The organism is Desulfoluna sp. CLI2B, assembly GCF_056847375.1.
The window spans coordinates 3,240,340-3,264,303 of record NZ_CP186557.1; the positions used below are offsets into that span (position 1 = coordinate 3,240,340).

Annotated in this window: 22 protein-coding genes; 14 read left to right on the forward strand and 8 right to left on the reverse strand. The window is 55.8% G+C overall.

Annotated elements, in window-relative coordinates:
- The first annotated feature begins 145 nt into the window (after positions 1-145).
- The 4 genes from ACOYW2_RS15240 to ACOYW2_RS15255 all read left to right on the forward strand — a co-directional run bounded on the left by ACOYW2_RS15240 (position 146) and on the right by ACOYW2_RS15255 (position 4,506).
- Positions 146-1,105, forward strand: coding sequence for an amino acid ABC transporter substrate-binding protein (locus ACOYW2_RS15240; protein ID WP_482767018.1), 960 nt, complete (start codon positions 146-148; stop codon positions 1,103-1,105).
- 242 nt (positions 1,106-1,347) lie between these two features.
- On the forward strand, positions 1,348-2,508 hold the full coding sequence (locus ACOYW2_RS15245; RefSeq protein WP_482767019.1) for an amino acid ABC transporter permease: 1,161 nt from the start codon (positions 1,348-1,350) through the stop codon (positions 2,506-2,508).
- Positions 2,509-2,639: 131 nt separating this feature from the next.
- Entirely contained in the window at positions 2,640-3,740 is a 1,101-nt protein-coding gene (locus ACOYW2_RS15250; protein WP_482767020.1) for an amino acid ABC transporter permease, read from the forward strand.
- A gap of 16 nt (positions 3,741-3,756) precedes the next feature.
- Positions 3,757-4,506 (forward strand): amino acid ABC transporter ATP-binding protein, encoded by a 750-nt coding sequence (locus tag ACOYW2_RS15255; RefSeq protein ID WP_482415618.1) that lies wholly within the window; start codon positions 3,757-3,759, stop codon positions 4,504-4,506.
- Positions 4,507-4,618: 112 nt separating this feature from the next.
- Here ACOYW2_RS15255 and ACOYW2_RS15260 read toward each other — a convergent pair whose 3' ends face one another.
- Together ACOYW2_RS15260 and ACOYW2_RS15265 are read right to left on the reverse strand one after the other, a co-directional pair.
- A complete protein-coding gene (locus ACOYW2_RS15260) occupies positions 4,619-4,882 on the reverse strand; it encodes a hypothetical protein (protein WP_482415617.1) in 264 nt (87 codons plus the stop codon).
- Between the two features lie 313 nt (positions 4,883-5,195).
- Entirely contained in the window at positions 5,196-6,428 is a 1,233-nt protein-coding gene (locus tag ACOYW2_RS15265) for a dicarboxylate/amino acid:cation symporter (RefSeq protein ID WP_482415616.1), read from the reverse strand.
- Between the two features lie 558 nt (positions 6,429-6,986).
- Between ACOYW2_RS15265 and dctP the strand changes: the two genes are divergently transcribed.
- Both dctP and ACOYW2_RS15275 read left to right on the forward strand, forming a co-directional pair.
- A complete protein-coding gene (gene dctP / locus ACOYW2_RS15270; protein WP_482767021.1) occupies positions 6,987-8,084 on the forward strand; it encodes a TRAP transporter substrate-binding protein DctP in 1,098 nt (365 codons plus the stop codon).
- Between the two features lie 305 nt (positions 8,085-8,389).
- Positions 8,390-9,556, forward strand: a complete 1,167-nt coding sequence (locus tag ACOYW2_RS15275) for an iron-containing alcohol dehydrogenase (RefSeq protein ID WP_482415614.1) — start codon at positions 8,390-8,392, stop codon at positions 9,554-9,556.
- 99 nt (positions 9,557-9,655) lie between these two features.
- Here ACOYW2_RS15275 and ACOYW2_RS15280 read toward each other — a convergent pair whose 3' ends face one another.
- Both ACOYW2_RS15280 and ACOYW2_RS15285 read right to left on the reverse strand, forming a co-directional pair.
- On the reverse strand, positions 9,656-10,348 hold the full coding sequence (locus tag ACOYW2_RS15280) for a response regulator (protein ID WP_482418904.1): 693 nt from the start codon (positions 10,346-10,348) through the stop codon (positions 9,656-9,658).
- Positions 10,318-12,624 (reverse strand): ATP-binding protein, encoded by a 2,307-nt coding sequence (locus tag ACOYW2_RS15285; RefSeq protein WP_482418905.1) that lies wholly within the window; start codon positions 12,622-12,624, stop codon positions 10,318-10,320. Before ACOYW2_RS15285 ends, ACOYW2_RS15280 begins: the two co-directional genes overlap by 31 nt.
- Positions 12,625-12,949: 325 nt before the next feature.
- On the opposite strand from ACOYW2_RS15285, the gene ACOYW2_RS15290 reads away from it, so the two are divergent.
- Positions 12,950-13,171, forward strand: coding sequence for a DUF3820 family protein (locus tag ACOYW2_RS15290; protein WP_180143147.1), 222 nt, complete (start codon positions 12,950-12,952; stop codon positions 13,169-13,171).
- 224 nt (positions 13,172-13,395) lie between these two features.
- On the opposite strand, the gene ACOYW2_RS15295 is transcribed toward ACOYW2_RS15290, so the two are convergent.
- The gene (locus tag ACOYW2_RS15295; protein ID WP_482767022.1) at positions 13,396-13,680 is read right to left on the reverse strand and encodes a hypothetical protein; all 285 of its coding nucleotides are present in this window, start codon (positions 13,678-13,680) and stop codon (positions 13,396-13,398) included.
- A gap of 636 nt (positions 13,681-14,316) precedes the next feature.
- Between ACOYW2_RS15295 and ACOYW2_RS15300 the strand changes: the two genes are divergently transcribed.
- The 6 genes from ACOYW2_RS15300 to ACOYW2_RS15325 all read left to right on the forward strand — a co-directional run bounded on the left by ACOYW2_RS15300 (position 14,317) and on the right by ACOYW2_RS15325 (position 19,062).
- Positions 14,317-14,505: a hypothetical protein gene (locus tag ACOYW2_RS15300; protein ID WP_482418906.1), complete on the forward strand. Its 189-nt coding sequence runs from the start codon at positions 14,317-14,319 to the stop codon at positions 14,503-14,505.
- Positions 14,506-14,599: 94 nt separating this feature from the next.
- Entirely contained in the window at positions 14,600-15,487 is an 888-nt protein-coding gene (locus ACOYW2_RS15305) for a DUF1254 domain-containing protein (protein ID WP_482767023.1), read from the forward strand.
- A gap of 140 nt (positions 15,488-15,627) precedes the next feature.
- Positions 15,628-15,804 carry a DUF1214 domain-containing protein gene (locus ACOYW2_RS15310; RefSeq protein WP_482418908.1) on the forward strand — a complete coding sequence of 59 codons (177 nt, stop codon included), beginning with the start codon at positions 15,628-15,630 and terminating at the stop codon, positions 15,802-15,804.
- Between the two features lie 116 nt (positions 15,805-15,920).
- Entirely contained in the window at positions 15,921-18,476 is a 2,556-nt protein-coding gene (topB, locus tag ACOYW2_RS15315) for a DNA topoisomerase III (protein WP_482767024.1), read from the forward strand.
- Positions 18,477-18,535: 59 nt separating this feature from the next.
- Entirely contained in the window at positions 18,536-18,877 is a 342-nt protein-coding gene (locus ACOYW2_RS15320; protein WP_482767025.1) for an HD domain-containing protein, read from the forward strand.
- On the forward strand, positions 18,853-19,062 hold the full coding sequence (locus tag ACOYW2_RS15325; protein WP_482767026.1) for a hypothetical protein: 210 nt from the start codon (positions 18,853-18,855) through the stop codon (positions 19,060-19,062). The genes ACOYW2_RS15320 and ACOYW2_RS15325 overlap by 25 nt, the downstream gene beginning before the upstream one ends.
- Before the next feature lie 125 nt (positions 19,063-19,187).
- Here the strand turns inward: ACOYW2_RS15325 and ACOYW2_RS15330 are convergent, their stop codons facing one another.
- The 3 genes from ACOYW2_RS15330 to ACOYW2_RS15340 form a co-directional block, all read right to left on the reverse strand.
- The gene (locus tag ACOYW2_RS15330; RefSeq protein WP_482767027.1) at positions 19,188-20,393 is read right to left on the reverse strand and encodes a WD40 repeat domain-containing protein; all 1,206 of its coding nucleotides are present in this window, start codon (positions 20,391-20,393) and stop codon (positions 19,188-19,190) included.
- A 78-nt stretch (positions 20,394-20,471) separates the two neighbouring features.
- Entirely contained in the window at positions 20,472-21,650 is a 1,179-nt protein-coding gene (locus ACOYW2_RS15335; protein ID WP_482767028.1) for a lysozyme inhibitor LprI family protein, read from the reverse strand.
- 356 nt (positions 21,651-22,006) lie between these two features.
- Positions 22,007-22,291 carry a hypothetical protein gene (locus ACOYW2_RS15340; protein WP_482767029.1) on the reverse strand — a complete coding sequence of 95 codons (285 nt, stop codon included), beginning with the start codon at positions 22,289-22,291 and terminating at the stop codon, positions 22,007-22,009.
- Between the two features lie 915 nt (positions 22,292-23,206).
- On the opposite strand from ACOYW2_RS15340, the gene ACOYW2_RS15345 reads away from it, so the two are divergent.
- Positions 23,207-23,941 (forward strand): ion transporter, encoded by a 735-nt coding sequence (locus ACOYW2_RS15345; RefSeq protein ID WP_482418916.1) that lies wholly within the window; start codon positions 23,207-23,209, stop codon positions 23,939-23,941.
- Positions 23,942-23,964: the final 23 nt, after the last annotated feature.

Genomic DNA, 23,964 nt, shown 5'->3' on the forward strand with positions numbered 1-23,964 from the left:
TTTAGGATTGAATTTAAGGGGCTGTTCCCATATCTACTATCGGTGTCAGGTTCGAACTATTTATTCACTTATTGGGGATCGTGTTATGAAAAAAACAGCTCTACTCTTTTCGATCATTTCTTTTGTTCTGATGATGTCGGCCTCCGTGTTCGCAGGCACCCTGGAAGATGTGAAAGCCAAAGGCATCTTGACCTGCGGCATCAGCGAAGGCGTTCCCGGCTTCTCCATTCCCGACTCCACCGGCACCTGGGTGGGCTTTGACGTGGACATGGCCCGCGCCGTGGCCGCAGCTGTCCTGGGGGACCCCACCAAGGTCAAATTCGTGCCCCTGGCTTCCAAGCAGAAAATCGTGGCAGTCTCCTCCGGTCAGGTGGACCTGACCAGCCGCACCACCACCTGGACCCTCAAGCGGGACGGCAAACAGGGCGTTGACTTCACCCACGTCGTCTTCTACGACGGCCAGGGTTTTCTGATCCCCAACAAACTCGGCGTCAGGTCCGCCCGGGAGCTTGATGGCGCATCGGTCTGCGTCACCGCAGGCACCACCACCGAACTCAACCTCGCCGACTTTGCCCGCGCCAACGGCATCAAGGTGGAAGCCGTGGTCTTCGACGGCAAAAAGGAAGCCCTCAACGCTTACGCCTCCGGCCGCTGTGACTGCTTCACCACCGACATCAGCCAGCTGGCCTCCCTGCGCTCCACCTTAAAAGACCCCAAGGCCCACTCCATCCTGCCTGAGGTCATCTCCAAAGAGCCCCTGGCTCCCCTGGTCCGCCACGGGGACAACCAGTGGAAAGACATCGTGACCTGGGTCATCAACGGCCTTGTGGCCGCCGAAGAGAACGGCATCACCGCCGCCAACGTGGACAAGATCAAGGCCACCTCCCAGAACCCCGTTGTCAAGCGCATGCTGGGCACCTCAGGGGACACGGGCAGCTACCTCGGCCTCGACAAAGAGTGGCTGGTCCGCGCCATCAAAGCCGTGGGCAACTACGGCGAGATCTACAACCGCCACTTCGGCCCCGGTACCCCCCTGGACATCCCCAGGGGCGTGAACAACCTCTGGCTGCGAGGCGGGCTGCAGTACGCCATGCCCATCCGATAAGTCCGGTGCGCATCTGCACCTGACAACGCAGCGTCCGCGACAGAAATCAAGGGCCGGTGAAGGGTTTTTCCCTTTTCCGGCCCTTGCCGACCTGTCCCGGCCCCAGGGTCAAGGCAAAGACAAGCCCTTGACCACCCAAGCCTCCGGTGTCGGTTCATCGGAGGCTTGCAGGTTTCGGAAGAGCCAGGCTCTCCGTTGCCCGTCCATCGTTATCACCACCAGCGTACAAAGATGTCATTTTCATGAAACAACCACTGCTTTCCCTGTCCAAAGCGCAGGGCCGGACCATCCTCATACAGCTCCTTGTCATGGGGGGGATTCTCTGGTTCTGCCATATGCTTTTTGTGAACACACAGGCCAACCTCGCGTCCCGGAACATCGCCTCCGGCTTCGGATTCCTCTCCTACGAAGCGGGCATGCCCATCAGCGACGCCCTGTTGCCCTACACTCCGGCCGACACTTACGGCTACGCCTTCTTCATCGGGGTCCTCAACACCCTGTATGTCTCCGCCGTCAGCATCGTGCTGGCCACCCTCATCGGCGTGGTGGTGGGCGTGGCACGGGTATCCGGCAACTGGCTCGTGGCGCGGCTCGCCGAGATCTACGTGGAGGTGCTTCGCAACATCCCCCTGCTGCTGATCCTCTTTTTCACCTACGGGGTGGTCCTTGCGGCCCTTCCCTCCCCCAGGCAAAGCCTTCACTGGGGCATGGGATTTTTCCTCAACAACCGGGGGATCTACTTTCCCAAGCTCATTCCGGAGAGCGGCTTCTGGCTCATCCCCGCCGCCTTTGCCATAGGCCTTATCGCCTCGGTCATCGTCCACCGAAAGGCCACGAAAAGGCGCAAAGAGACAGGCCGCGCCCTGCCCACCGTCCGCATCGGCCTGGCCCTGACCTTTGGCCTGCCCCTTGTGGCCGCTCTGCTCCTGGGCCTGCCGGCCAGCCTGGAGATGCCGGTGCTCAAGGGTTTCAACTTCAGGGGAGGCTCCGTCATCCGACCGGAGTTCTGCGCCCTGGTCATCGGCCTGGTCCTCTACACCGCCGCCTTTATCGCAGAAAACGTCCGCAGCGGCATTCAGTCCGTTGCCAAAGGCCAGCTTGACGCCGCCCACGCCCTGGGCCTGCCCGAAGGCCTTATCATGCGCCGGGTCATCCTGCCCCAGGCCCTGCGGGTTACCATCCCCGCCACCACCAACGATTACGCCAGCCTCGTGAAAAACAGCTCCCTTGCCGTGGCCATCGGCTACCCGGACATGGTCTCCGTAGGCGGCACCGTCATCGGCCAGAACGACCAGGCCATCGAGATCATCGTCATGTGGATGTCCGTCTACCTGTGCATTAACCTGGTCATCTCCCTGTTCATGAACTGGCTCAACGCGAGGGTGCAGTTGATTGGGAGATAAGGGTTAAAGGCTAATGGCTGAAGGGCTAAGGGCTAAGGGCTAAGGGCTAAGGGCTAAGGAAAAAATGCCCCGGGCCCCAACTTGTCAATGCGCGTTTATGTGCATGTTTAAGAAACAAAGAAGTGGTGATTATGATACCCGCAGAAGCTGAACCGATAAAAACATTCACCCCAAGACCGGCGGAGGCGCCGCCACTGGACGTGGCCGGGCCCATCGGCTGGATCCGTCAGAACCTGTTTAACGGCAAACTCAACACGGTCCTGACCATCCTGGCCCTTCTCCTGCTCTTTAACACCATCCCCGACCTTCTCTCCTGGGCGATATTCAAAGCGTCCTGGGTGACGAAAGCCGCCTGCGGCGCGGCACGGGAAGGGGCCTGCTGGGCCTTTGTGGTGGAAAAATTCCGCGTGCTCATGGTGGGCATTTATCCCGGGGAGTATATCTGGAGACCCGTAGCCTCCTTCGTGCTTCTCATGGGCGTTGTGATCCTTACCCTCTTCAGGCTGGTGAGCGCACGCACCCTGGCCATCCTCTGGTTCTCCCTGCCCCTGCCCGTCTTCTGGATCATCAACGGGGGCATGGGCCTGACATCTGTGGACCAGTCCCTCTGGGGCGGCCTCATGCTCAGCATGGGACTGGCCGTGGTGGGCATCCTCATCTCCCTTCCCCTGGGCATGCTCCTGGCCCTGGGGCGACGCTCCGAAATGGCCGGTGTGAAAGCCCTGTGCGTGGGGCTCATCGAACTCATCCGGGGGGTTCCCCTCATCACCATCCTCTTCATGGCCTCGGTGATGCTCCCCCTCTTTCTCCCGGAAGGCGTGACCATCAACAACCTCCTCCGGGTACAGATCGGGGTGATCCTCTTTTCGTCGGCCTACATCGCCGAAGTGATCCGGGGCGGCCTCCAGGCCATTCCCCCCGGCCAGATGGAAGCAGCCCTCTCCACAGGGCTCACCAAGTGGCAGGCCACCCGCCTCATTGTCCTGCCCCAGGCCCTTCACCACGTCATCCCGTCCATCATCGGGCGCTGCGTGGCCCTGTTCAAGGACACCTCCCTGGTCATCATCGTGGGCCTGCTCGATTTTCTCGGCATGATCAAAGCCTCCACCCAGGACCCGGACTGGCTCGGTTACGAAGCCGAAGCCTACGTCTTCTGCGCCCTGGTCTACTGGGTGATCTGCTTTTCCATCAGCCGGTACGGACGATCCATTGAAAAACACAACGCCTGGTAGCAAAGGGGCTTTTACCATGACTCAACCCGTCGTCATCGAGATCAACGACCTCAACAAGTGGTACGGCCACTTCCACGTGCTCAAGCACATCAACCTGAGCGTCCACAAGGGAGAGCGCATCGTCATCTGCGGCCCCTCGGGGTCCGGCAAGTCCACCCTGATCCGGTGCATCAACCGCCTGGAAGAACACCAGCAGGGCACCATCACCGTGGAGGGCACCGAGCTCACACGGGACCTGAAAAACGTCACCGATATCCGGAAAAACGTGGGCATGGTCTTCCAGGGGTTCAACCTCTTTCCCCACCTAACCATTCTGGAGAACCTCACCCTGGCCCCCACCTGGGTGCGGCAGATGCCGGAAAAAGAGGCAAAAAAAATGGCCATGGACTTTCTGGCCCGGGTTCATATCGATTCCCAGGCCCACAAGTACCCCGGCCAACTCTCCGGCGGCCAGCAGCAGCGTGCCGCCATTGCGCGGGCCCTGTGCATGAACCCGCGCATCATGCTCTTTGACGAGCCCACCAGCGCCCTGGACCCGGAGATGATCAAGGAGGTTCTGGACGTCATGACCGAGTTGGCCGAAGAGGGCATGACCATGGTCTGCGTCACCCACGAAATGGGGTTTGCCCGCACCGTGGCCGACCGGGTCATCTTCATGGACGCAGGGGAGATCATCGAGGAAGCGCCCCCACAGGAGTTCTTCACCAACCCCACCTACGACCGCACCCAGCTCTTCCTCAGCCAGATCCTGACACAGTCACATTAATGTGACCCAAAGGACGCAGGACTCCCTTCACCGGGCATCCTGCGTCCGGGGTCATGGCCCGCACTCAGACCCACCCACCGTCTCTTCCCGGACATGCTGAAAAGGCCCGGTATCAGGATTCGTCGATGTTTCCGCCCCCGGCGTTTGCCCGCATCTGTCCCACCTGAAAACTCAGCCCCACACAATGGCCGCGAGACAGGCAGGCATCCACGTCCGCTTCTTCCACATAGGTCTTCATGGGCCGTTTCCACCCCGAAGCCTCCACCAGCCAGGCATGCTCCTCCTTGTTGTAGGTGATGCGCAGGTCTTTGTCGCATTCACCGGAATCCGGGTAAAAGCTGCGGATCCTGTCGCAAATTTGTTTGCTGTTGTACATGTGCCCTCCTTTCGGGTCGTCATTCGGCCTCTCCGGGGGGCGAAGGGCCCGCCCGATAGGCCGGTGAACGGTTCATGGCCACACAAGGGGTCGAAACCTGTGGGAAAGGAGCATGAAAAAAAAGGAGAGAAGCCCAGTCAACAAAGCAGGACCGGATGAAGCATGTGACGGCGTGTGGTCTTACGGTGTTATTATACCATAAACCCGGAAAGATAGACGCTGTAAAAGCAAAGCAAAAGCCCCCATAAAAAAAGCCCTTCGGCGGCATGCACCGAAGGGCTTTTTGGGAAACCCCGGAAATCAGAATCCGTTATCAGACTTCCTCGATCTCCATGTCACTCAGGGGCGTGGACGCGATCTCACGGTCCAGATCCTTTTCAAGGGCTGCCACAACAAGACCGGAGGAGTTGTCCCCGAAGATGTTGGTGGTGGTGCGGAACATGTCGAGGATTCGGTCGATGCCCGCCACAATGGCGATGCCTTCCAGGGGAAGCCCCACGGATTCAAGGACCAGGGTCAGCATGATGAGGCCGCCGCCCGGGATACTGGCCGTGCCGATGGAGGCCAGCACCGCGGTCATGACGATGGTCGCCTGCTGGGCAATGGTGAGATCCACCCCGTAGATATTGGCCACAAACACGGCGCCAACGGCCTGGTACAAGGCGGTGCCGTCCATGTTGATGGTCAGGGCCATGGGCAGGGTAAACCCGGAGACACGCTCGGGGACCCCAAGCTGCTTCTGGGCACGCATGGTAAAGGGGAAGGCCGCGGCCGCGCTGCAGGTACTCAGGCCCACCAGGGCGGGCTCGAAAACTTTTTTAAAGTAGTGGATGGGGCTGACACGGGCCAGGAACTTGACGGCTCCGGTGTAGACAATGAGCACGTGGAGAACGCTGGCAATCAAGGTGGCCACGATGAGCTTGCCCATGGGCATGAGAATGGCCAGGCCGAACTTGCCAGAGGTCCAGGCAATAAGGGCAAACACCCCGTAAGGGGCCATGCGGATCACGATGTCGGAGAGTTTGAACATCACCTCGGCAAGGGCCGCGAAAAAATCGGCCACGGGCTTGCCCTTGTCACCGGCAAGGGAGAGGGCGCCACCGAAAAGCAGGGCAAAGATAATGATCTGGAGAACATTGCCCTTGGCCAGGGCCTCGGCAGGGTTCAGGGGAACCATGTTGACGATCATCTGCATGGGAGAGACCTTGTCGGGCCTTGCGATCTCGCTCACCTCACCCAGGGCCAGGCCCGCGCCCGGCTGAAAGCCGTTGGCCACCACCAGGCCGATGACAACGGCAAAAAAGGTGGTCACGATGAAGTAGGTCACGGTCTTGATGCCCAGGGAACCGATCTTCTTGGGGTCCCCGGCGCTGGTGACGCCGGTGACCAGGGTGGAGAGGATCAGGGGAACCACGATGAGCCGCAGGCATCGAATAAAGATATCCCCGATGGGCTTAAGGTATTCAGCTTTGTCTCCCAACAGGATCCCGGCAAAAAAACCGGCAACCAGACCAATGATAATCTTGTGATACAATTTCAATTTCACGTCTTCATCTCCTAAGTGTAGTGCATCGCGAAGCGACAGGATACGTTCGGCGGTGCAGGCCGAACCCCGTACCCGAACCCAAGCACCGGCATCAAACCGGCAACGCCCACGGGCTGTTCAGGCACGAACTCTTTGACGTGTGGGATAGAATAAATCAGGGAGCCTGCTTCAAAGGCCCGTCCGGTAACTGACGGAGCCCTGGCAGGCCCGGTTCGCATCGAAGCGCCTGCAAAGGCGCGTGGGAACTATTCGGGTGCGCAGTGGGATGGAAAATGTGATGACATGAAAAATCATTATCCGAATGGAGAATGATTGCAAGCAAAAACTGATGAACTTGATAAAAAATCTATATTATCAGCAAAATAGGGGAATCTCTCAACCTTTTTAGGGGTTTCCCCAATGGACACCCGGGGTGGATTTCCCCTACCTTGAGGGTCCGTGGAATAGAAATCAGCCGTGGGCCTGAAAAAGAAGGTGTGATGACAATACGGATCTACTATAGTAAATGCCCGGTCGTGGGACGCCGGGTGTTTATGACCACCACATGGAGCCGTAACGATGAAGCCTCTTTTTTTCACCGCCAAAAAGCCAACGACAACACAGGTCGCGACGGGTATCCTCATCCTGCTCGCCGTGGCCCTGGGGCGCCCTTTCCCCAGCTTCGGGGAAGGGGCCGTCACCCTGACCTACGCCACCAACACCGCCCCGGTGGGTCTGCGCGGCATGGCAGAAAAAGCCTTTGTGGATGAAGTGGAACGCCTGGGCCGGGGAAAAATCCACATCCGGGTCTTCTGGGAACAATCCTACCTCAAAGACAAAGAGATCCTGGAAGGGGTCAAAGACGGCACCGTGGACATGGGGCACGTCAACATCAACTATTACCCCGGCCGCCTGGTGGTCAACGGCGCCATTACCCTGTTCCAGCAGGGACCTGCCGATTACACCAACCGCATGTGGGTCTACGACACCATCTACGACAACATCCCCCAACTCAACGCCGAATTTCTGAAATACCACCAGAAAATTGTCTACACCTACTCCGTGCTTCCCATTGCAGGGGCCTTTACCGAGCCCGTCTCTTCCCTCAGCGATTTCAGGAACCGCAGAGTCCGGGCATCCAGCCGCTGGCTTCTCAAGGTTCTGGAAGGTGTCGGCGCCGTCCCCGTCTCCCTGCCCTGGGCAGATACCTACATGGCCCTGAAGACCAATGCCCTGGAAGGCATCTACACCAACATCGACGCCATCCACCGCGTAGGCCTCGACACGGTGGCACCCAACATCCTGGTATTCAAAGAATTCTGGAACCCCGTCCCCTTCCATGTTACCATCAACATCGACACGTGGAATCGCTTGCCCCAAGAGCTCCAGGAGATCATCCTCACGGCCTCGGCCAACTCCAAACGCCACTTTGCCACGCTCTATAAGCCCATGCTTGATGAAACGGTGGCAGCCCAGAGAGCGTCCGGCTGTTCGGTCGCCTTTGCCTCAAAAGAAGAGGTGGACACCTGGCTGAAGCTCCCCGAGGTGATCAAAATCAAGCAGCTCTGGGTCAAGGAGGTCAGCCCCCTGATGCCGAAAATGGAGGCCAGGCGCATACTTGAAAAAATCCAGTCCATTGTGGACGAAGGCATGGCAAAGGACGCCGAAGCCCTGTAAGGAAGAGGCCGGGTTCCCCCGGCCGTATCAAACTGTCCCACTGCCCGGATCCAATCGGGTCACAATGATACAGCCCCTCTTCCGCTCCCACCCCGCCCCCTTCTGCACGCCACCGACGCCCACATTTTTTTCAAACGCCTGTTCCCTGCGAATTCACGCTGTTGTGTAAAATCAGCGCCAAATCCAGGGCCACCAGGGCAAAAACACCCAGACTTCGGCCCTGCTTTTGCAGTACAACACATCACCACGCTAGGCGTGGTCAAAAAACCAACTGCCATCATTACACACGCAAAGGAGTATCCATCATGGCACAATCAGATGCTGTCTACGGATTTTATATTCCCACCGTCACCCTCATGGGCGTAGGCTCCCATAAGCAACTCGGAGAACAGATCAAAACCCTGGGCGCCAAAAAGCCCCTGCTGGTCACGGACAAGGGCATCACCGACGCCGGTCTTACGGCGCAGATCACGGACCTCATCAAAACCGAGACCGGCTCCGAGGTCGTTCTCTTTGACGACACCGTCCCGAACCCCACGGACAAGAACGTGGCAGACGGCGTGGCCCTCTTCAAGGAGAGCGGCTGCGACATGATCATCACCCTGGGCGGGGGCAGCCCCCACGACTGCGGCAAAGGCATCGGCATCGTGGCCACCAACGGCGGAACCATCCACGATTACGAAGGGGTGGATCAGTCCACCCAGGCCATGCCCCCCTTCATCGCCATCAACACCACGGCCGGAACAGCCAGCGAGATGACCCGGTTCTGCATCATCACCGACACCTCGCGGAAGGTGAAGATGGCCATTGTGGACTGGCGCGTGACCCCGGCCATCGCCATCAACGACCCCCTCCTCATGGTGGGCATGCCCTCGTCCCTCACCGCGGCAACAGGCATGGACGCCCTCACCCATGCGGTGGAGGCCTACGTCTCCACCATCGCCACCCCCGTCACCGATGCCTGCGCCCTCAAGGCCATCGAGCTGATCTCCGACTACCTTCGCCCGGCCGTTGCCAACGGCGAGGACATCGAGGCGCGGGACAAAATGGCCTACGCCGAATACCTGGCGGGCATGGCCTTCAACAACGCCAGCCTGGGCCATGTCCACGCCATGGCCCATCAGCTCGGCGGGTACTACGACCTGCCCCACGGGGTGTGCAACGCCATCCTGCTGCCCCATGTTTCCCGATTCAACCTCATCGCAAGGCTCGATCGCTACGTGGATATTGCCATTGCCATGGGGGAAAACGTGGAGGGCCTCTCCACCCGCGAGGCAGCCGAAACCGCCCTGACCGCCATCCAGACCCTCTCACGGGACATCGGCATCCCCGAAAACCTCACCGTGCTTGGGGTTAAAAAAGAGGACCTGCCCATCATGGCGGGGAACGCCCAGAAAGACGCCTGCGGTGTTACCAACCCCAGGCGCCCCACCCTTGAGGACGTCGTCGGGATCTACACAGCGGCCCTTTAGACGCAAAAAAGCCTCCGGCATCACTGCCGGAGGCCCTGCCCCGGAGGCGCGCCATACCATCGTGCGGCGCGCCTACTCTTATCCCCTCCCCAGACTCTGTTACAGGCCCAGCTCCACAAGCCCCTTGATAATGGCGTACTTGGTCAGCTCGGCCGTACCAGAGATCTTGAGTTTTCGCTGAATATTGGCGCGATGGGCCTCCACGGTCTTGGGGCTGATGAAGAGCTGCTCGGCGATGTCCCGGTTGGCGTGCCCCTCGGCGATGAGCTGGAGCACCTCCCGCTCCCGGTCCGAAAGCTTGTCGAGACCCTCGGGTTCAGCGGCTCCCCCACCCTCCTTCTGCTTCACGTAGTAGGTGATCACCTTGCTCGAAATATCCGGGCTCAGATAGGACTCCCCATTATGGGCCACATGGATGGCCTGGATAAGATCGGTGGTGGCAGACCGCTTTACCAGGTACCCGGAGGCCCCGGCCCGGAGGGTCTCAAAGATGTACTCCTCACTGGTGTGCATGGAGAGGATCAGGATCTTCAGCTCCGGAAACTTCTTTTTCAGCTGGCGCGTGGCGTCCATGCCGTTGAGCTCCGGCATGGTAATGTCCATGAGCACTACATCCGGGACGAGCTGCTCCACCATCTTTACGGCCTCCCGGCCATTCTCCGCCTCCCCCACCACCTCGATGTCGGGCTCCGCATGAAGCAGGGCACAGAGCCCTTTGCGGACGATGGTATGGTCTTCGGCCACCAGCACCTTGATGTTGCTCATGTTGTCTCTTCCTTCTTTGCCTTCCACGGAATCTCCGTGGTGATGGAGGTCCCCTGGCCCGGGCTGGACCACAGCGTGAACCGTCCCCCCAGAAAGGCGATGCGTTCGCGCATGCCCAGAAGCCCCAGTTTGTGATTCATGTCTCCCCCGGAGGCCACGGCCTCGGGCTCGAACCCCACCCCGTCATCCTCCACCGTAAAGACGATCATCCCGTCGGTGCGGCGCTTCAAAGAGATGGTCACCCGGGTGGCCCGGGCATGTTTGACGATATTGTTCAGGGCCTCCTGTGCCAGCCTGTAGACGGCGGCTTCGATCTCTTCGGAGGGCCGCTCCGAAAAGTCCGGGGCGTCAAGGATCAGGGGGATATCCACCTTCTCCCCGATGCGGCTCAGATACCACCTTAAGGTGGGCCCCAGACCAAAGTCCCGCAGCATGGGGGGCCAGAGGTTGATGGAGAGGTCGTGTGCCTGCTCATACAGGCGATTGACGATCTCTTCTGTGTCTGACAGGAGCCCGGTGAGGTTGGCACCGACCCCTGAGGCGATCATCTTCTTCATGGCCGCAAGGTTCAATGTGGCGGCGGTGAGGGCCTGGCCGATCTCGTCGTGGAGCTCAAAGGAGATCTTACGGCAGGTGGTCTCCTGCATCTCAAACACCTTGGCCGAAAGCCGCTCCAGCTCGTGGCCATGCCGCAGGGTGGCCTCCATGAGATTCACGCTCTGGATGGCCACGGCAAGGGACGTGGCCACCTCCTTGACAATATCCAGGTTCTCGATGGGCAGGCCGGGCTGGTCGAACCGGCAGAGGTTCAAGGCCCCGATGAGCTCCTCGTTGGCCATGAGGGGCACGCTCACATACCCGTCCGTGCCCCCTTCCGACTGCTGAAAACCGGAAAGCAGGGCGTTTTTTTCCGCCTCGTCCCCGGCCACGGTCATGCGCCGTCCCCTGGCCAGGATATCGGAATGGAACTCCCCGATGGGATAGGCGCTCCCCTCGGGCACCCCGTGCCCCGAGGCCGTGTCCACAGCCACCACCGTGGCCCGTGCCCTCTCAAAATCAAAGGAGACCACACAGGCCCAGCGACAGTCATACAGGTCCCGCACATACCGAAGCACATCCTGCACCGTCTCCGAAGAAAAACTCCCGTCCAGCACCGCACGGTCGATGGAGTTCAAGACGCGCAACTGGTTGGAGTAATAGGTCAGGGAGGTCTCCACCTTCTTCCGCTTAAAGGTGTTCACCACAAGCACCAGGATAACCATACCCAGCCCGGCGATGCTCAGGACAATGCCCCACACCAGCTCTTTGTAGGTGCTGTAAAAGGAGAAGGGGACGTTGATCACCTCGGTCCCGGCCGGAAGGGACGCCTCTTTGATATGAAACCGCTCCATGAGGGTGTAGTCGAACATATGGCGGTTGAGGCTCTCCTTGAACACCGGCACGGCCTGGACCGACGTGCCGGACAACAGGCCCAGGGCAATTTCGGCGGCTTTCTCTCCGTGGGCGCTGCCGCTGGCCATCATGCCCCCCACCACCCCGTACCCCAGGTAGTTGTCCCAGAAGGTGTAGATGGGGGCACTGGAGGCACGGGCCACCCGCCGGAGGCCCTCCTTCATGGAAAAGGTCCGGCCGGTGCGATCCACGGTGAAATTGACAAACAGGACCACCGTGTCTTCAGGCAGGTGGCTCACCTCCTCCTGGAGTTCCTCTATACTCATGGCCGGGATAAAACGGAAAAGGGACGGATCGTCCATGAATTTGAAATAGGTGACGATGGTTTTCAGGATGGCGATGCTGGTGTCGGTCTGGTCCACCACCACCAGGATCTCCCGGGTCCTGGGATGAAGGCGAAGGGCGGTGCGGACGGTCTCCAGGATGTCGATGCGTTCCACCACCCCGGTAAAGCGGTCGTGGCCGAACATCTCGAACTCTTCAAAGTAGTTCACCCCGCAGAAAACCACCGGGGTGTCGGCAAATATCTTCTTTTTTTCATCCAACAGAAAGCGGAAGGCCGAATCGTCGGTGGCGATGATCACGTCCAGGGGGATTTGGCGGTATTTCTGGTTTAGAAAGTCGGCCAGGCGGCGCGCCTGGCCTGCGTTGCCGAACCGTTCGGCGTCCATGTACTCGTAATAGACACTGAGAACCATGGACGAAGCGTCCGCACGCGCCAGCCCGGCGTCGATGCCCTGTGAGATGCTGTCATTCCAGACGTGCCCCTTATGAAAGGAGTGCAGGATGAGGATGTTCTTGTGGGGAGGCTCCTGGGCCTCGGCTCGGGGCGCGGGCAACACGATACACACGACCGCACACATCCATAAAACAAAAACCCGAACACCTCGCTTTGCATCAAACACGATGAAAACCCCGAAACATAAAAAACAGCCCACGGCTGTGCCCGTGACCCAAAACAGACCGACCGAATGGGCCTGCAACAAAACCGCCCAACACCCTCTTTTGATGATGGATGGTGGAAATCTATCAGCGCGCCCTTCAGAAAGCAAGCCGCGGCCCCTTGAAGGGAGCGCTTTTTCATGTCATCTTGCGCAACGCCCTTCCAAAGCCGGGGTATTTTCGGTAACTCATAGTGTGAAGCCATCAGATTTAATATTTATAAGGATCAACCCCATGCAAAGCCCAACCTTCGACCCCACCATGCTCCTCAAAGTCGCCAGAACCCCCATGCCCTTCGGAAAATACCAGGGTGTCCTCCTCGTGGACCTGCCCGAGCCCTATGTGGTGTGGTTCCACCAGGAGGGATTTCCCAAGGGGGAGCTGGGGGAGATGCTGGGGCTGGTCTATGAGATCAAGGTGAACGGGCTGGAGTATCTGTTTGAACCGCTTAAATAAATTGTGAGTCATCAGGTGTCAAGGTAGTTGTCACTGACCCTTGTTGGCAATAGCAGACACAAATTATGCCGCATTTTGTAACTTGTCTGGTTTTGTAGTGAACTGGGGATCGATGCCCTAACCGTTTTTGTATTCTTATACGATTATAAAAGACTTCAATGATAGCGGTCGTTCCGGTCATTCTTCGGATCATTTTGTCTCTGAACATTTGTGAATAACACATGTCAACCTTCAACGCCCCCAATGATTAATTTGGCGACAACTATCCTGATACAGTGGAAAATGTGATATAATTGCGTGTAATTCCAACGGTGCTCCTTGCGCAAGGCTTGGAACATTTCCCAAAAGCTCCAGCGTTGATGCGTGTCTATAATCGCATGAATAGCTTCAATGACCTCGGTATCGCGATGCTTCGTCTTGAAGTTTTTATAAATGGCCAACCGAAACAACCATAGACAACGACAACTTCGCTTCACGGACAGCTGGTGCGCGGCAATCAGGTAGCTCACAGCCTCCCGTTTCTCCGACGGCCTTAAAGCTTTTTTCAATCAGATCCTTCAGAGCCTAGTTTTCATGGGCCATGTCAGCGAACATGCGCTTGAGTTGTGATAGCTCTTGCTTCATTTCTTTCATACGCTTTAAACCGGAAGCACTCATACCACCGCACTTCGATTTTCAGTTTTAGTTGTTTACCTCAAAGCTCTGATAACGCAGAAGATGGGTGCACTCGGCTCGCCCGAAGGGTTAGCAAATCGAGCAGAAAGTGGTGAATTACATTTTGCATTTTTGAAATGTTTCATTTTTATAGACAACCAACTGTAATAATTCTCACATCACCAAAGCGATCTTTTTCTCATGAAATATTCAGGTTAGAGATACCTTGTTTGCGGCAAATCTACCTCAGAGAAATACCAGCATCCGCCTCGTTGAAGATTTTAATGATTTACATTTCGTTAAAATATTACGTTTTCATTAGGGTTTCCTATTTATATTGTGCTTGGGAGCCTCTACTTCTAACATGTCTACGTTTTTGGCAAATTTACGGTGAAGTGTAGCGTTAGCTGTAGGAGAAAGCAGAAACCACAACCCCATCGAAATGACGGAACATAGAATTCAAAAGACGGACAAAGAAAAGGAGAACTTAGATGAAGAAGACGATGATAGCAGTGATGTTTGCCCTGCTGATGTTGCCCGTAACGGTGGCTGCGGCTCCAAAGTACAGAGCAAAAGTTCCAGATGAAATCATCACACCTAACCGTGTGGTGTCTGAATATCTTGGAGAAATGACTTATAGACGGCGTCTCTATATAAAAGACGTACAGCAAGACCCGTGATTTCGTGGATACGGCTAACGCGGTTCGTCTGTTTTTGTCCGGCATTCCCATCGCTTCTATACAGGGGTTGTTAGTCGGGCACGAGAGCATTGGTATGAAGCCCAACCAGACTATCGCTGTCTCCGAGAACATGTTGACAGCTGAAAGCATTTGGTTGACGGCCAACACAACGACCCCTTACGTCAGCAGCGAGATAGACGTCAAAGACGGCCCTGTTGTGCTTGAAGTTGGCACACCCGTATTAGGCTTACTTGATAATGCGGCCTTTAAATTCACAGGACGCATCGGGCTTCCTCATCCAAAGGACCAAGGCAAAGGCGGCAAATATTTTGTCTACCACTCCAGCTATAAAGGTAATATTCCGGTTGGCTACATTCCCATCGAGAGTATAGGCTATCAGCATTGGCTACTGATCCGCATTGTCGGTGATAAGGCCGATGTCCCAAAGAATGTCCAGGCGCTCAAGGACACTATGAAACTGTACCCGTATAACAAGCCGGGGCAGAAAACGGAGTTCATTAACATTACGGGCATTCAATACAATACTGTCCACGCGATGAACGATAAGTTCTTCAGTGAAATCAATGCTCTGATTCAATACGAACCCACAGCCCTCTGGAACGAAGAGTGGCTTGGAATCGCAAAGGATCTTGGCATTGAAAAAGGTGTGGAATTTAAGCCGGATGCCAGGATGCAGGGCATCTTCAAAGAGGCGGCAAAAATTGCGACCGCTGAAGCCCGCGGCGCTAACTTCTTTCCGGCAGACCACGTGAAGGTCTACGACAACCGCCAGTGGTTCACCCCACTCATTGAGGGGCATGAATTCAAAGATGAAAACGGTGTGCTTTCGGTTACCGAGCGTACCGTGTTCCACTTCATGGCTACCGGCATTACCCCGGATATGGTCACAACCAAGGTGGGGCAAGGGTCGGTCTACCTAGTGGGCACCCGTGATGAAGGGAAACTTTTACTGACCCTTTGAAGCCACTGGACGTTATTGCTGAAAGCGTTCGCTAAAGCATTCTGGTCCTTCATGTCTATGCACAGTCACAGGCTTCATGCTCAGCCACCAGGCCGCCACCAGAAGCAGGCTTCAATGGCAAAAGCAAGGGATCCGGATGAATGCAGACTGGCACCACAACTGTTCATTTTGCAGCCAAAGCACCTGAAGGATGGGAGAATAACTGGATCCAGACGATTCCGGGAAAGGGGTTCAACCTCTTGTTCCGTATCTATGGCCCAACCGAGGCATGGTTTGACCAATCCTGGCGACCTGGCGACCTTGAACCGGCGAAATAGACGAAACACGATTCAATCAAGGAGGATGACGAGAAATCATTCTATCCACAACAAAGCCACCTTAAGCACCTTCTTTTTGCGTTCCCTCTTCCAGGATTTTACGCTATGACAGCTCTATGACCACTCTCATCCTCACCGAAAAGCCCTCCGTGGCGGTTGACTTCTCCAAGGCCCTGGGCGTCCGCACAAAGCGCGACGGCTATTTCGAGGGCAACGACACCCTGATCTGCTGGGCCGTGGGCCACCTGGTGGAGCTGTTCGCCCCCGAGGATTACAGCCCCTCCTTCAAGAAATGGTCCCTGGACACCCTGCCCATCCTGCCGGAGCCTTTCAAGTACAAGCCCATCAAAAAAAGCGGCAAGCAGCTCTCGGTCATCAAAAAGCTCCTTAAAACCCCGGGACTCTCTCGGGTAATCATCGCAACGGACGCAGGGCGCGAAGGTGAGGTCATCGCCCGGACCATCCTGTTGCAGGCGGGCTTTACGGACAAGGGGCGGATCATGCGGTTCTGGACAAGCCAGGCCCTGACCCCTGCCGTGGTGAAAAGCACCCTGAATAAGCTGAAGCCCATCACCGACTACGACCGCCTCTGGCGTGCGGGGTACTACCGGCAGGTGGCGGACTGGATGGTGGGAATGAACGGCACCCGGGCCCTTACCGTGCGCCTGGGGGATCTTTACTCCGTGGGCAGGGTGCAGACGGCGGTCCTGGCCCTTCTGGTGCAGAGACGACGGGAACGGGAGAACTTCAAGCCCGAGCCCTACCTTCTGATAAAAGTTCACTTTCAAAACGAGAAGGGCACCTGGATCGGCACCTGGTTCAAGGGCAAGGAGACGCGCCTCTTCGATCTTGAGGCGGCCAGAGCCCTTGTGGAGCGGCTCACCGGCGACAACGCACCGGGTACGGTACTCTCCGCGGAAAAGGAGAAAAAGTCGGAGCCCCCGCCCTTTCTCTTCTCCCTCACCGACCTCCAGCAGGAGGCCAACAAGCGGTTCGGATTCCCGGCCAAAAAGACCTTGAGCGTGGCCCAGGGGCTCTATCAGGACAAAAAATGCCTCTCCTACCCACGCACCGACTCCCGGGTCCTGGGCACCCAGAACCTGGACATGGTCAAAAAGCTGGTGGAAAAGCTCGCCCCGACAGCCCCGGCCCTGTTTGAAGGGGTGGACCACGGACGCATCTCCCTTTCCAACAAGCGGGTTTTCAACGACGCCAAGCTCACGGACCACCACGCCCTGATCCCCTTAAAGAACCTGCCCCCCAGCGCATCGGCGGACGAGGCCAAGATCTTTGAGCTGGTGCTCCGGCGGTTTGCCGCGGCCTTTCACCCCAACTGCCACTACGAGAACATAAAGATCGTCACCGGGTTCTCCCAGGAGACCTTCCAGACCACGGGCAAGATCATCCTGTCTCCGGGCTGGCGCGCGGCATGGCCGGTGAAAGCAAAAAAAGAGGAAGAGGCCCACATCCCGCCCCTGGCCAAGGGGGATCCCGCCCACAAACAGAAGGTGGCCCCGGAAAAAAAGGAGACCACCCCACCCCCGGCCTACACCGACGCCCTGATTTTGAAGGAGATGACCAACCCGGGACGTTACGTATCGGAAAAGGCCATGAAGGACCTCTTCCGTGGAGAGATCGGCATCGGCACCCAGTCCACCCGCGCCCAGATCCTAGAGATCCTCATCACCCGCGAGTACGCAAAACGCGAAGGCAAAACCCTCAACGCCACGGACAAGGGCTGCTACCTGGTGGAGATGCTCCAGAAGACTGCCGTCAGCAAGGTCCTCACCTCCCCTGAAGAGACCGCCCGCTGGGAGATGAGCCTCAACCGCATCGCCTTGGGGGAAAACGACGGCTCACACGACAACTTCCTTGCCGCCATCAAAGGCTTCGTCGAAAAGTCCATGGAAGAGCTGAAAACCCTTGCCATGGAAGGCAAGGCTCCGGCCTCCCGCAAAAAGACCGGCGAGGTGGTGGGCCGCTGCCCGGCCTGCGGGGGCGAGGTGATTGAAGCCTACAAAAACTACACCTGCACCTGCGGCTTCACCATCTGGAAAAAAATGGCCGGCAAAACGCTAAGCCCCAACATGGTGGGCCACCTCCTGCGCACGAAAAAATCCGGCCCCTACAACGGCTTTCTCTCCAAAAAGAAAAAGCGGTTCTCCGCGGCCATCGTTCTTGTGCAGAAAGAGGGCACCTGGCAAACCACCTTTGACTTCGACTCCAAGCCCAAAAAGAGCGGCAAAAAAAACGACGGCCCCGTGCCCTGGGCCTCGGAGCGCCCTGCCTCCGAACCAAAACAGGTGCAACCACCTGCCCCCAGAACCCCCAGGCCCGACGCCCCCCAGAAGCCCCTGCCCCCTTGCCCGGCCTGCGGCGGCACCATCATCGAAGGCAAGAGAGGCTTTGGCTGCGCCAACTGGCCTGCTGACAAAGGCGGCTGCCGGTTTGTCATCTGGAAAACCCTCTTCGGCAGGGAGCTCACCCGCACCCAGCTCATCAGCCTGCTCTCCATGAAACCCACCCGGCCGTGCAACCTCACGCGCCCCGACGGCCAGCCCGTCAAAACACGCATCCGCCTCACCAACACCCCCCAGGGTTGGGTGGCCATGGCAGACCCGGACGAGCAGGGGTATCATCATTTCCAGGCCGTTGCGTGCAGCCACGGGTAAAAGACAGGCAAACCGTCATTGGCTACACTCTTAAACGAACGACTTCGGGAGAATCCTCGTTGCTGCATTCACAGACAGACGCATTTGAACTGCTGAAAACCATGGGAGCACCCGGCCATCTCATCACCCACGCCAAGCTGGTGGGTGAAGCGGCAAACGCGCTTCTGACCACATTTGAGAAACTGAACGTTCCCGTCGATTCCGAGTTTGTACAGACCGCGGTTTTGATCCATGACATAGGAAAAATCGTCCACCCCCAAGAGATGTCGACGCCCGGTTCAACCATAAACATACCCAGGGTGAAAAAATACTACTCTGACCAGGGGGTGTCTCCGAACTGGCCCGGTGCTGTTTGTCCCACGGCCGCTGGAATAAAATGGAATGCTCCCTTGAAGAGCTGACCCTTGCGCTGGCTGACACACTCTGGAAAGGCAAACGCATTGATGCCTTGGAGCTTAAGGTCATTGACCTTATCGCAGGTCACCTTCACAAGGACAGATGGGATGTGTTTCCCCAGCTCGATTCCCTGTTTGAACGTATTGCAAACGAAGGCGATAACCGGTTAAGGCGAAGCATCGGCGGCTAACCCGGCAGGCCCGGATAATACCCGCCGGATTTGTTCTCCAAGATCAGTCTGTATTGGGCTCAAGGCAGATAACGAGCACACCCGAAAAAACACCTGCCAGGGTCTCCAGAACCCGCTCCAAAATATCACGGTTCTCTTCGGGGCATTTCAGTGCATGGTTGCAGGTAAAACACAAAAACAATCCGGAGATTGTTTCTGTATATGCAGCCGCGATCGCCCCTCCGGCCTGTGCCTGGCGCCGACGGCCTGCCATCGTCTTCATTACCCTGACGCAGAAGGGAAGCGTGAACAAGATGATTTGTTTTCCCGGAGGCAACCATCGCGGCTATGGAAGGAAAGAGCAGTGGAACGCAGTGTGATGCGACACGTTTAAAAACAAGCCTGTTGCTTCCCTTGTCCAAGTCTATCAACTCACCGTGGCTATATCCTTGTCCCCATTTATCTTTAGAGCCCATCAGGATAATTGAGTTCGGCCGCCCTAAGGGAACGGCGGAATAGGCATGCTTGATACCCGACACGAAATGATATTCTCTCTCAAGGCCCGGGACACGCCAGCTGTCGATCTGGCCTTTTTGTGTCACGGTATAGAGTTTGTCGCATGTATCGTTAAATGTAACGCTGATGATCCAGTTCCCTTTTTCATAGGGTTGTATGGCCCCCTGTTTCACAAGAACAGGTTTATCGCCCTGACGCGTCACTTCCCAGACATCAATACCACCCGCCGAAGAGCCCACGGAGAGCCAGCGTCTGTCAGAACTCAAAGCCATTGATGTAGCAGAGGCCTCGAATTTATAAGTATCGTCATAAATACCCCATCGGGTGTCAAATATCTTTACGCGGTCTGTGCCGCATGCAAATACGACCTTATAATCTCTAGTTTCCTCATAGATTATTGACGCTATACGCGCATCGGCAATTGTGGTTACCAAAGACCCTGTCTTGAGATCCCAAACTCTCGTTGCATCGTCAAAATAAGAATTTGTAAAGCCCATGGCACCGTCATCTGAGATGGCGATGTTGCTCACCCGCATGTCATGTGCCTTGAAGTTTTGAGGTGCTTTCATTCCGCTGGTATCATGCCACTCAACCATTCCGTTTTCATACCCCACACCCAGCATTCCGCACGTGGGGTTGTAGGCAAGCGCTTTAACCGAAGAGCCTTTATCATACTGCAACCCTTCCAGGTATGTCCGCAGATCGGATTTCACGGTTTCTGGTTTGACTTTCGGGGTTTCCGGAGCCTTTGATTTTACGAACTGAGGGACCAGCAGGATGCAGAGGGTAACAAGCAGGACGGCCAACAATCCCTTTTTTTGATTTTCACTCATCATATATTTTTCTTTCAGCTTACGCTTAAATGATCCATCGTTTCCACTGAAACCTCGTGCTTTCAGTGGGGAGCGGCCACATCAATACGAGAAATCAGCCCGAAGCATATTTTTCTCTTTATACTCATAATCAAATGCTTCCGGGAGCATGCCTTGATACACGGATCGATCAATTGCTTCCACGTGATATACAGGTGTGTCTTCGCGGATCCCCGTTACTGTGGAGGCTCCGGAATCACAGCAGATAAGAACACCGCTTACCCTGACGTCGCTCTGATTATAAAAAGTCCAGTTAATCGATGTCTGGCTCTCGAGAACAAAAAAAACCGGGCCCTCGTCGGGTAAGTATACATGGACATTATTGTTATAATCGGTGGTGGTTTCACCTGAAATGTGAACGGACTTGGCTGAATTACTTAACGCTTTTTCAAAAAATACCTGGAGGTCGCCTTTGCTGGATGCACCGGGATAGTTCACCACCGCTGCGTTAAAATTTGCTCTGTACCCATGGTTTTTGTACTCAATTCGCAGACGATGCGTTCCGGTTTCAAGGGGAATGGACAGGCTCCCATTGGAATCCAGCCCGTTGGGTATGGACACATCATCCAAAAAAAAGGCAGCCATACCGTGTGTTGTCGAAGCGAACGATATGGGCAGGCTGCATGCCTCCTGGGCGTCAATGTTCGCCTCCCAAACGGCCTCAAAGCTGCTGGCAGGAATTTTACAAAAAACGTCATTCTCATAATTAATGGAAGGATGCGTGACCGTTTCGGAACTCACATGGTCCGTCCCGTTAAAATACATGGCTGAAAAGGTGCTGACTTTGTACGGCCGTGGCAAATTCAAGGGAGGCGGGTCCAATGGTTTGCTGGTATCGGAAGGAGCGCTAAGGCTGACGTCCCCCGATTTTTTGAATCGCTGAAGCTCTTTGTTCAAATATGACAAACGAGATAGAGTTGATTGCGTGGCAAGGTTGAGATCAATGAAAAAACGTCCCTCATGATCTATAGAGCACGTCGCATTTCTCTCTTTCATCCATTGGATCTGTTCTTTTTTTAGCTGTCTTTTCTGATCATCGGTCAGAAAGGAAATCAATTCACCATACGTTTCATTGAGCCGGGTATCTACGGCCAGATAATTTTTGGTGAGACAATAGACGCCATCAAAATCATTTGTTGGGTTGTCACAGTTTCCCGCCAAGACAAGCGAGGGCAGGAGAATAAAAGCCGTCAAAATAGCAAGCCGAAGTGTTTTCATCATATCCTACTTTTCAAAGTTAAACATCACTCAACATCCTCAAACTATAAACAACCTTACCCACCATTTTCAAACATAGCGTATAGAACAAAGAGCAAAAAGTATATCTATATTATTCAACACTAAGAAACTCTTCCCCCCAAAAAACAAAGCAAAGGAGCCAGGCAAACAGCAAAAACCAGATAGCCGGGCCGTGTTATTTGTACGTGTGGACATACCGAGTATCCCCCGGCTCGGTGAAGCTGGCGACCTGCTGCTTCAGCCGCCCCCAGAAACCTGCGATCTTTTACCTGAAGAAGCCAATACGGCCCATCTCCCTGACTCCGCCTGGCCACCGGCCTGTTCGATGCGTGTGGGCCCTATCTACCCATCATCCTCTCCTGCTCTTCCTTATAGATTGCCGCCATCCGATCGATCTTGGCATATTGCCGGGCCAGGAGGTCCTCGGTGATGGTTCGGATGCCCCATTTCTTGAAATCGATCTGAAGGCCGTTGCCCCCGGGCGCTTCCGCGGCATCCAGCTCCGCATAAAAGGATCCGACGGACCTCAGCAGGCGGTGAATGTCCTTGATGGAGTCGCACAATTCCGAAATTTCGGTGCCCTCAAACATCCCTGGAGAAGAGTCCATATCGGTTAAAGCCATGACAACCTCCTTTTATTCTGGTGAGAGGAAAACAGACAGGGCCCGCATCTTCAGGCTGTTGCAGAGACCATCCCCTGATCCCCTCATCACGATCCGCCTTCATCGCGCATCCGTGGCGTCTTGCTCGTTCACGCCCCCGAAGGAAGGCAAACCAACGCGCGACAAATGTTTTTTATAAGGAATAGCCGCCCCTCAGCGAGGGAACAGGCTTGCCCTGAAAAAGGAAAAAGGGAAAACACCTCTTCGGTGAGAACATGAGGAAAAAGACGCAGCACCGCTGCCACCAGCGCAGATCGAATACGCGCAGAATTCCGAAGAGGCGTCTTCCCCCGCCGTCAGTCAGAAACGCACGTGTTCACTGGCCATTTGAACCGGTAATTGTGCAGGTAAAAGGTGCGCGATGTGATGCGCATAAAGGAAAATACGACTTGAAATGGATCGGGGGGTGGTGTAAAAAACCGCTTAGCCATGACGACCTCCTTGTAAGGTTGTTCTGGTCAGGCCTGGCAGGATGTTCCAGCATCCTGTCGGGTCGCTTCTTGATTCCCACAATAACTAGTTATTACGACTCACCATAATTTCATCCCGCCTGCGTGTCAACATTTTTTTAACGTAATGGTCTGTATTTATTCATTTCAACAACAGTAGAAACAACATCCACTGACCCGGATGCCTGCCGAAACCTTTCGCCCTCCACCGGCTCGCCCGAAGGGTGAGAAAATCAAACAGCAAACGCTGATTTACATTTTGCATTTTCAAATCACTGAATCCTACCCCACACAAAACCATAGTCACTCTTCATTTAGTTGTTGCCCCTGCCCATTATCTTTCATAAAACAACAAAGATAAATAATTCATCGTCAGCCAAAGACCCAATCAGTAACATCATGTCTTGAAATCTTACAGAGGAAAAGAATGAAGCCACAGCAGATAGCTCCGGTGGAAAGCAGCACCGAAACACACAAGCAGGATGCCCCGTCCGTATCCCTGTTTATAACCCTTCTTATCCTTTATTCAGTTGTCTGCTTTTCCATTGAAACCATACCGGACTTATCTGCGGGTATGCGTCGATTTTTATGGTATTCCGAGGTATGTGTCGTAGGCATTTTCACCATCGAATACCTCTGGAGGATCTACACCGCCGAGCATCGCCTGAAATTCATTTTCAGCTTTTACGGCATTGTGGATTTCCTGGCGATTTTCCCCTTTTATATTGCCCCGGCCGTGGACCTTCGGACATTGAGGATTTTAAGACTTCTCCGGCTGACCAGGCTCTTGAAACTGGCTCGATACAACAGCGCTCTCCTGCGGTTCAGCAAGGCCATTGCCCTGGCCAAGGAAGAGCTGCTGATTTTCACCGTGGGCAGCATGGTCATGCTTTACCTTGCAGCGGTGGGTGTCTACCACTTTGAGCATCAGGCACAGCCGGAGGTGTTTCGCTCAATCTTTGACTGCCTCTGGTGGGCAGTGGCAACCCTTACGACGGTGGGTTACGGGGATATTTACCCCATCACCACGGGTGGACGGATGTTTACCTTTGTTGTTCTAATGCTGGGCCTGGGACTGGTTGCCGTGCCAACCGGTATTGTTTCGTCCGCGCTTTCAGCAATCCGACAGGAGCAGGAATCAAAGGGGTCGGGAAAAAGGTAAACCCGCTACCGGGAAGCACAGTC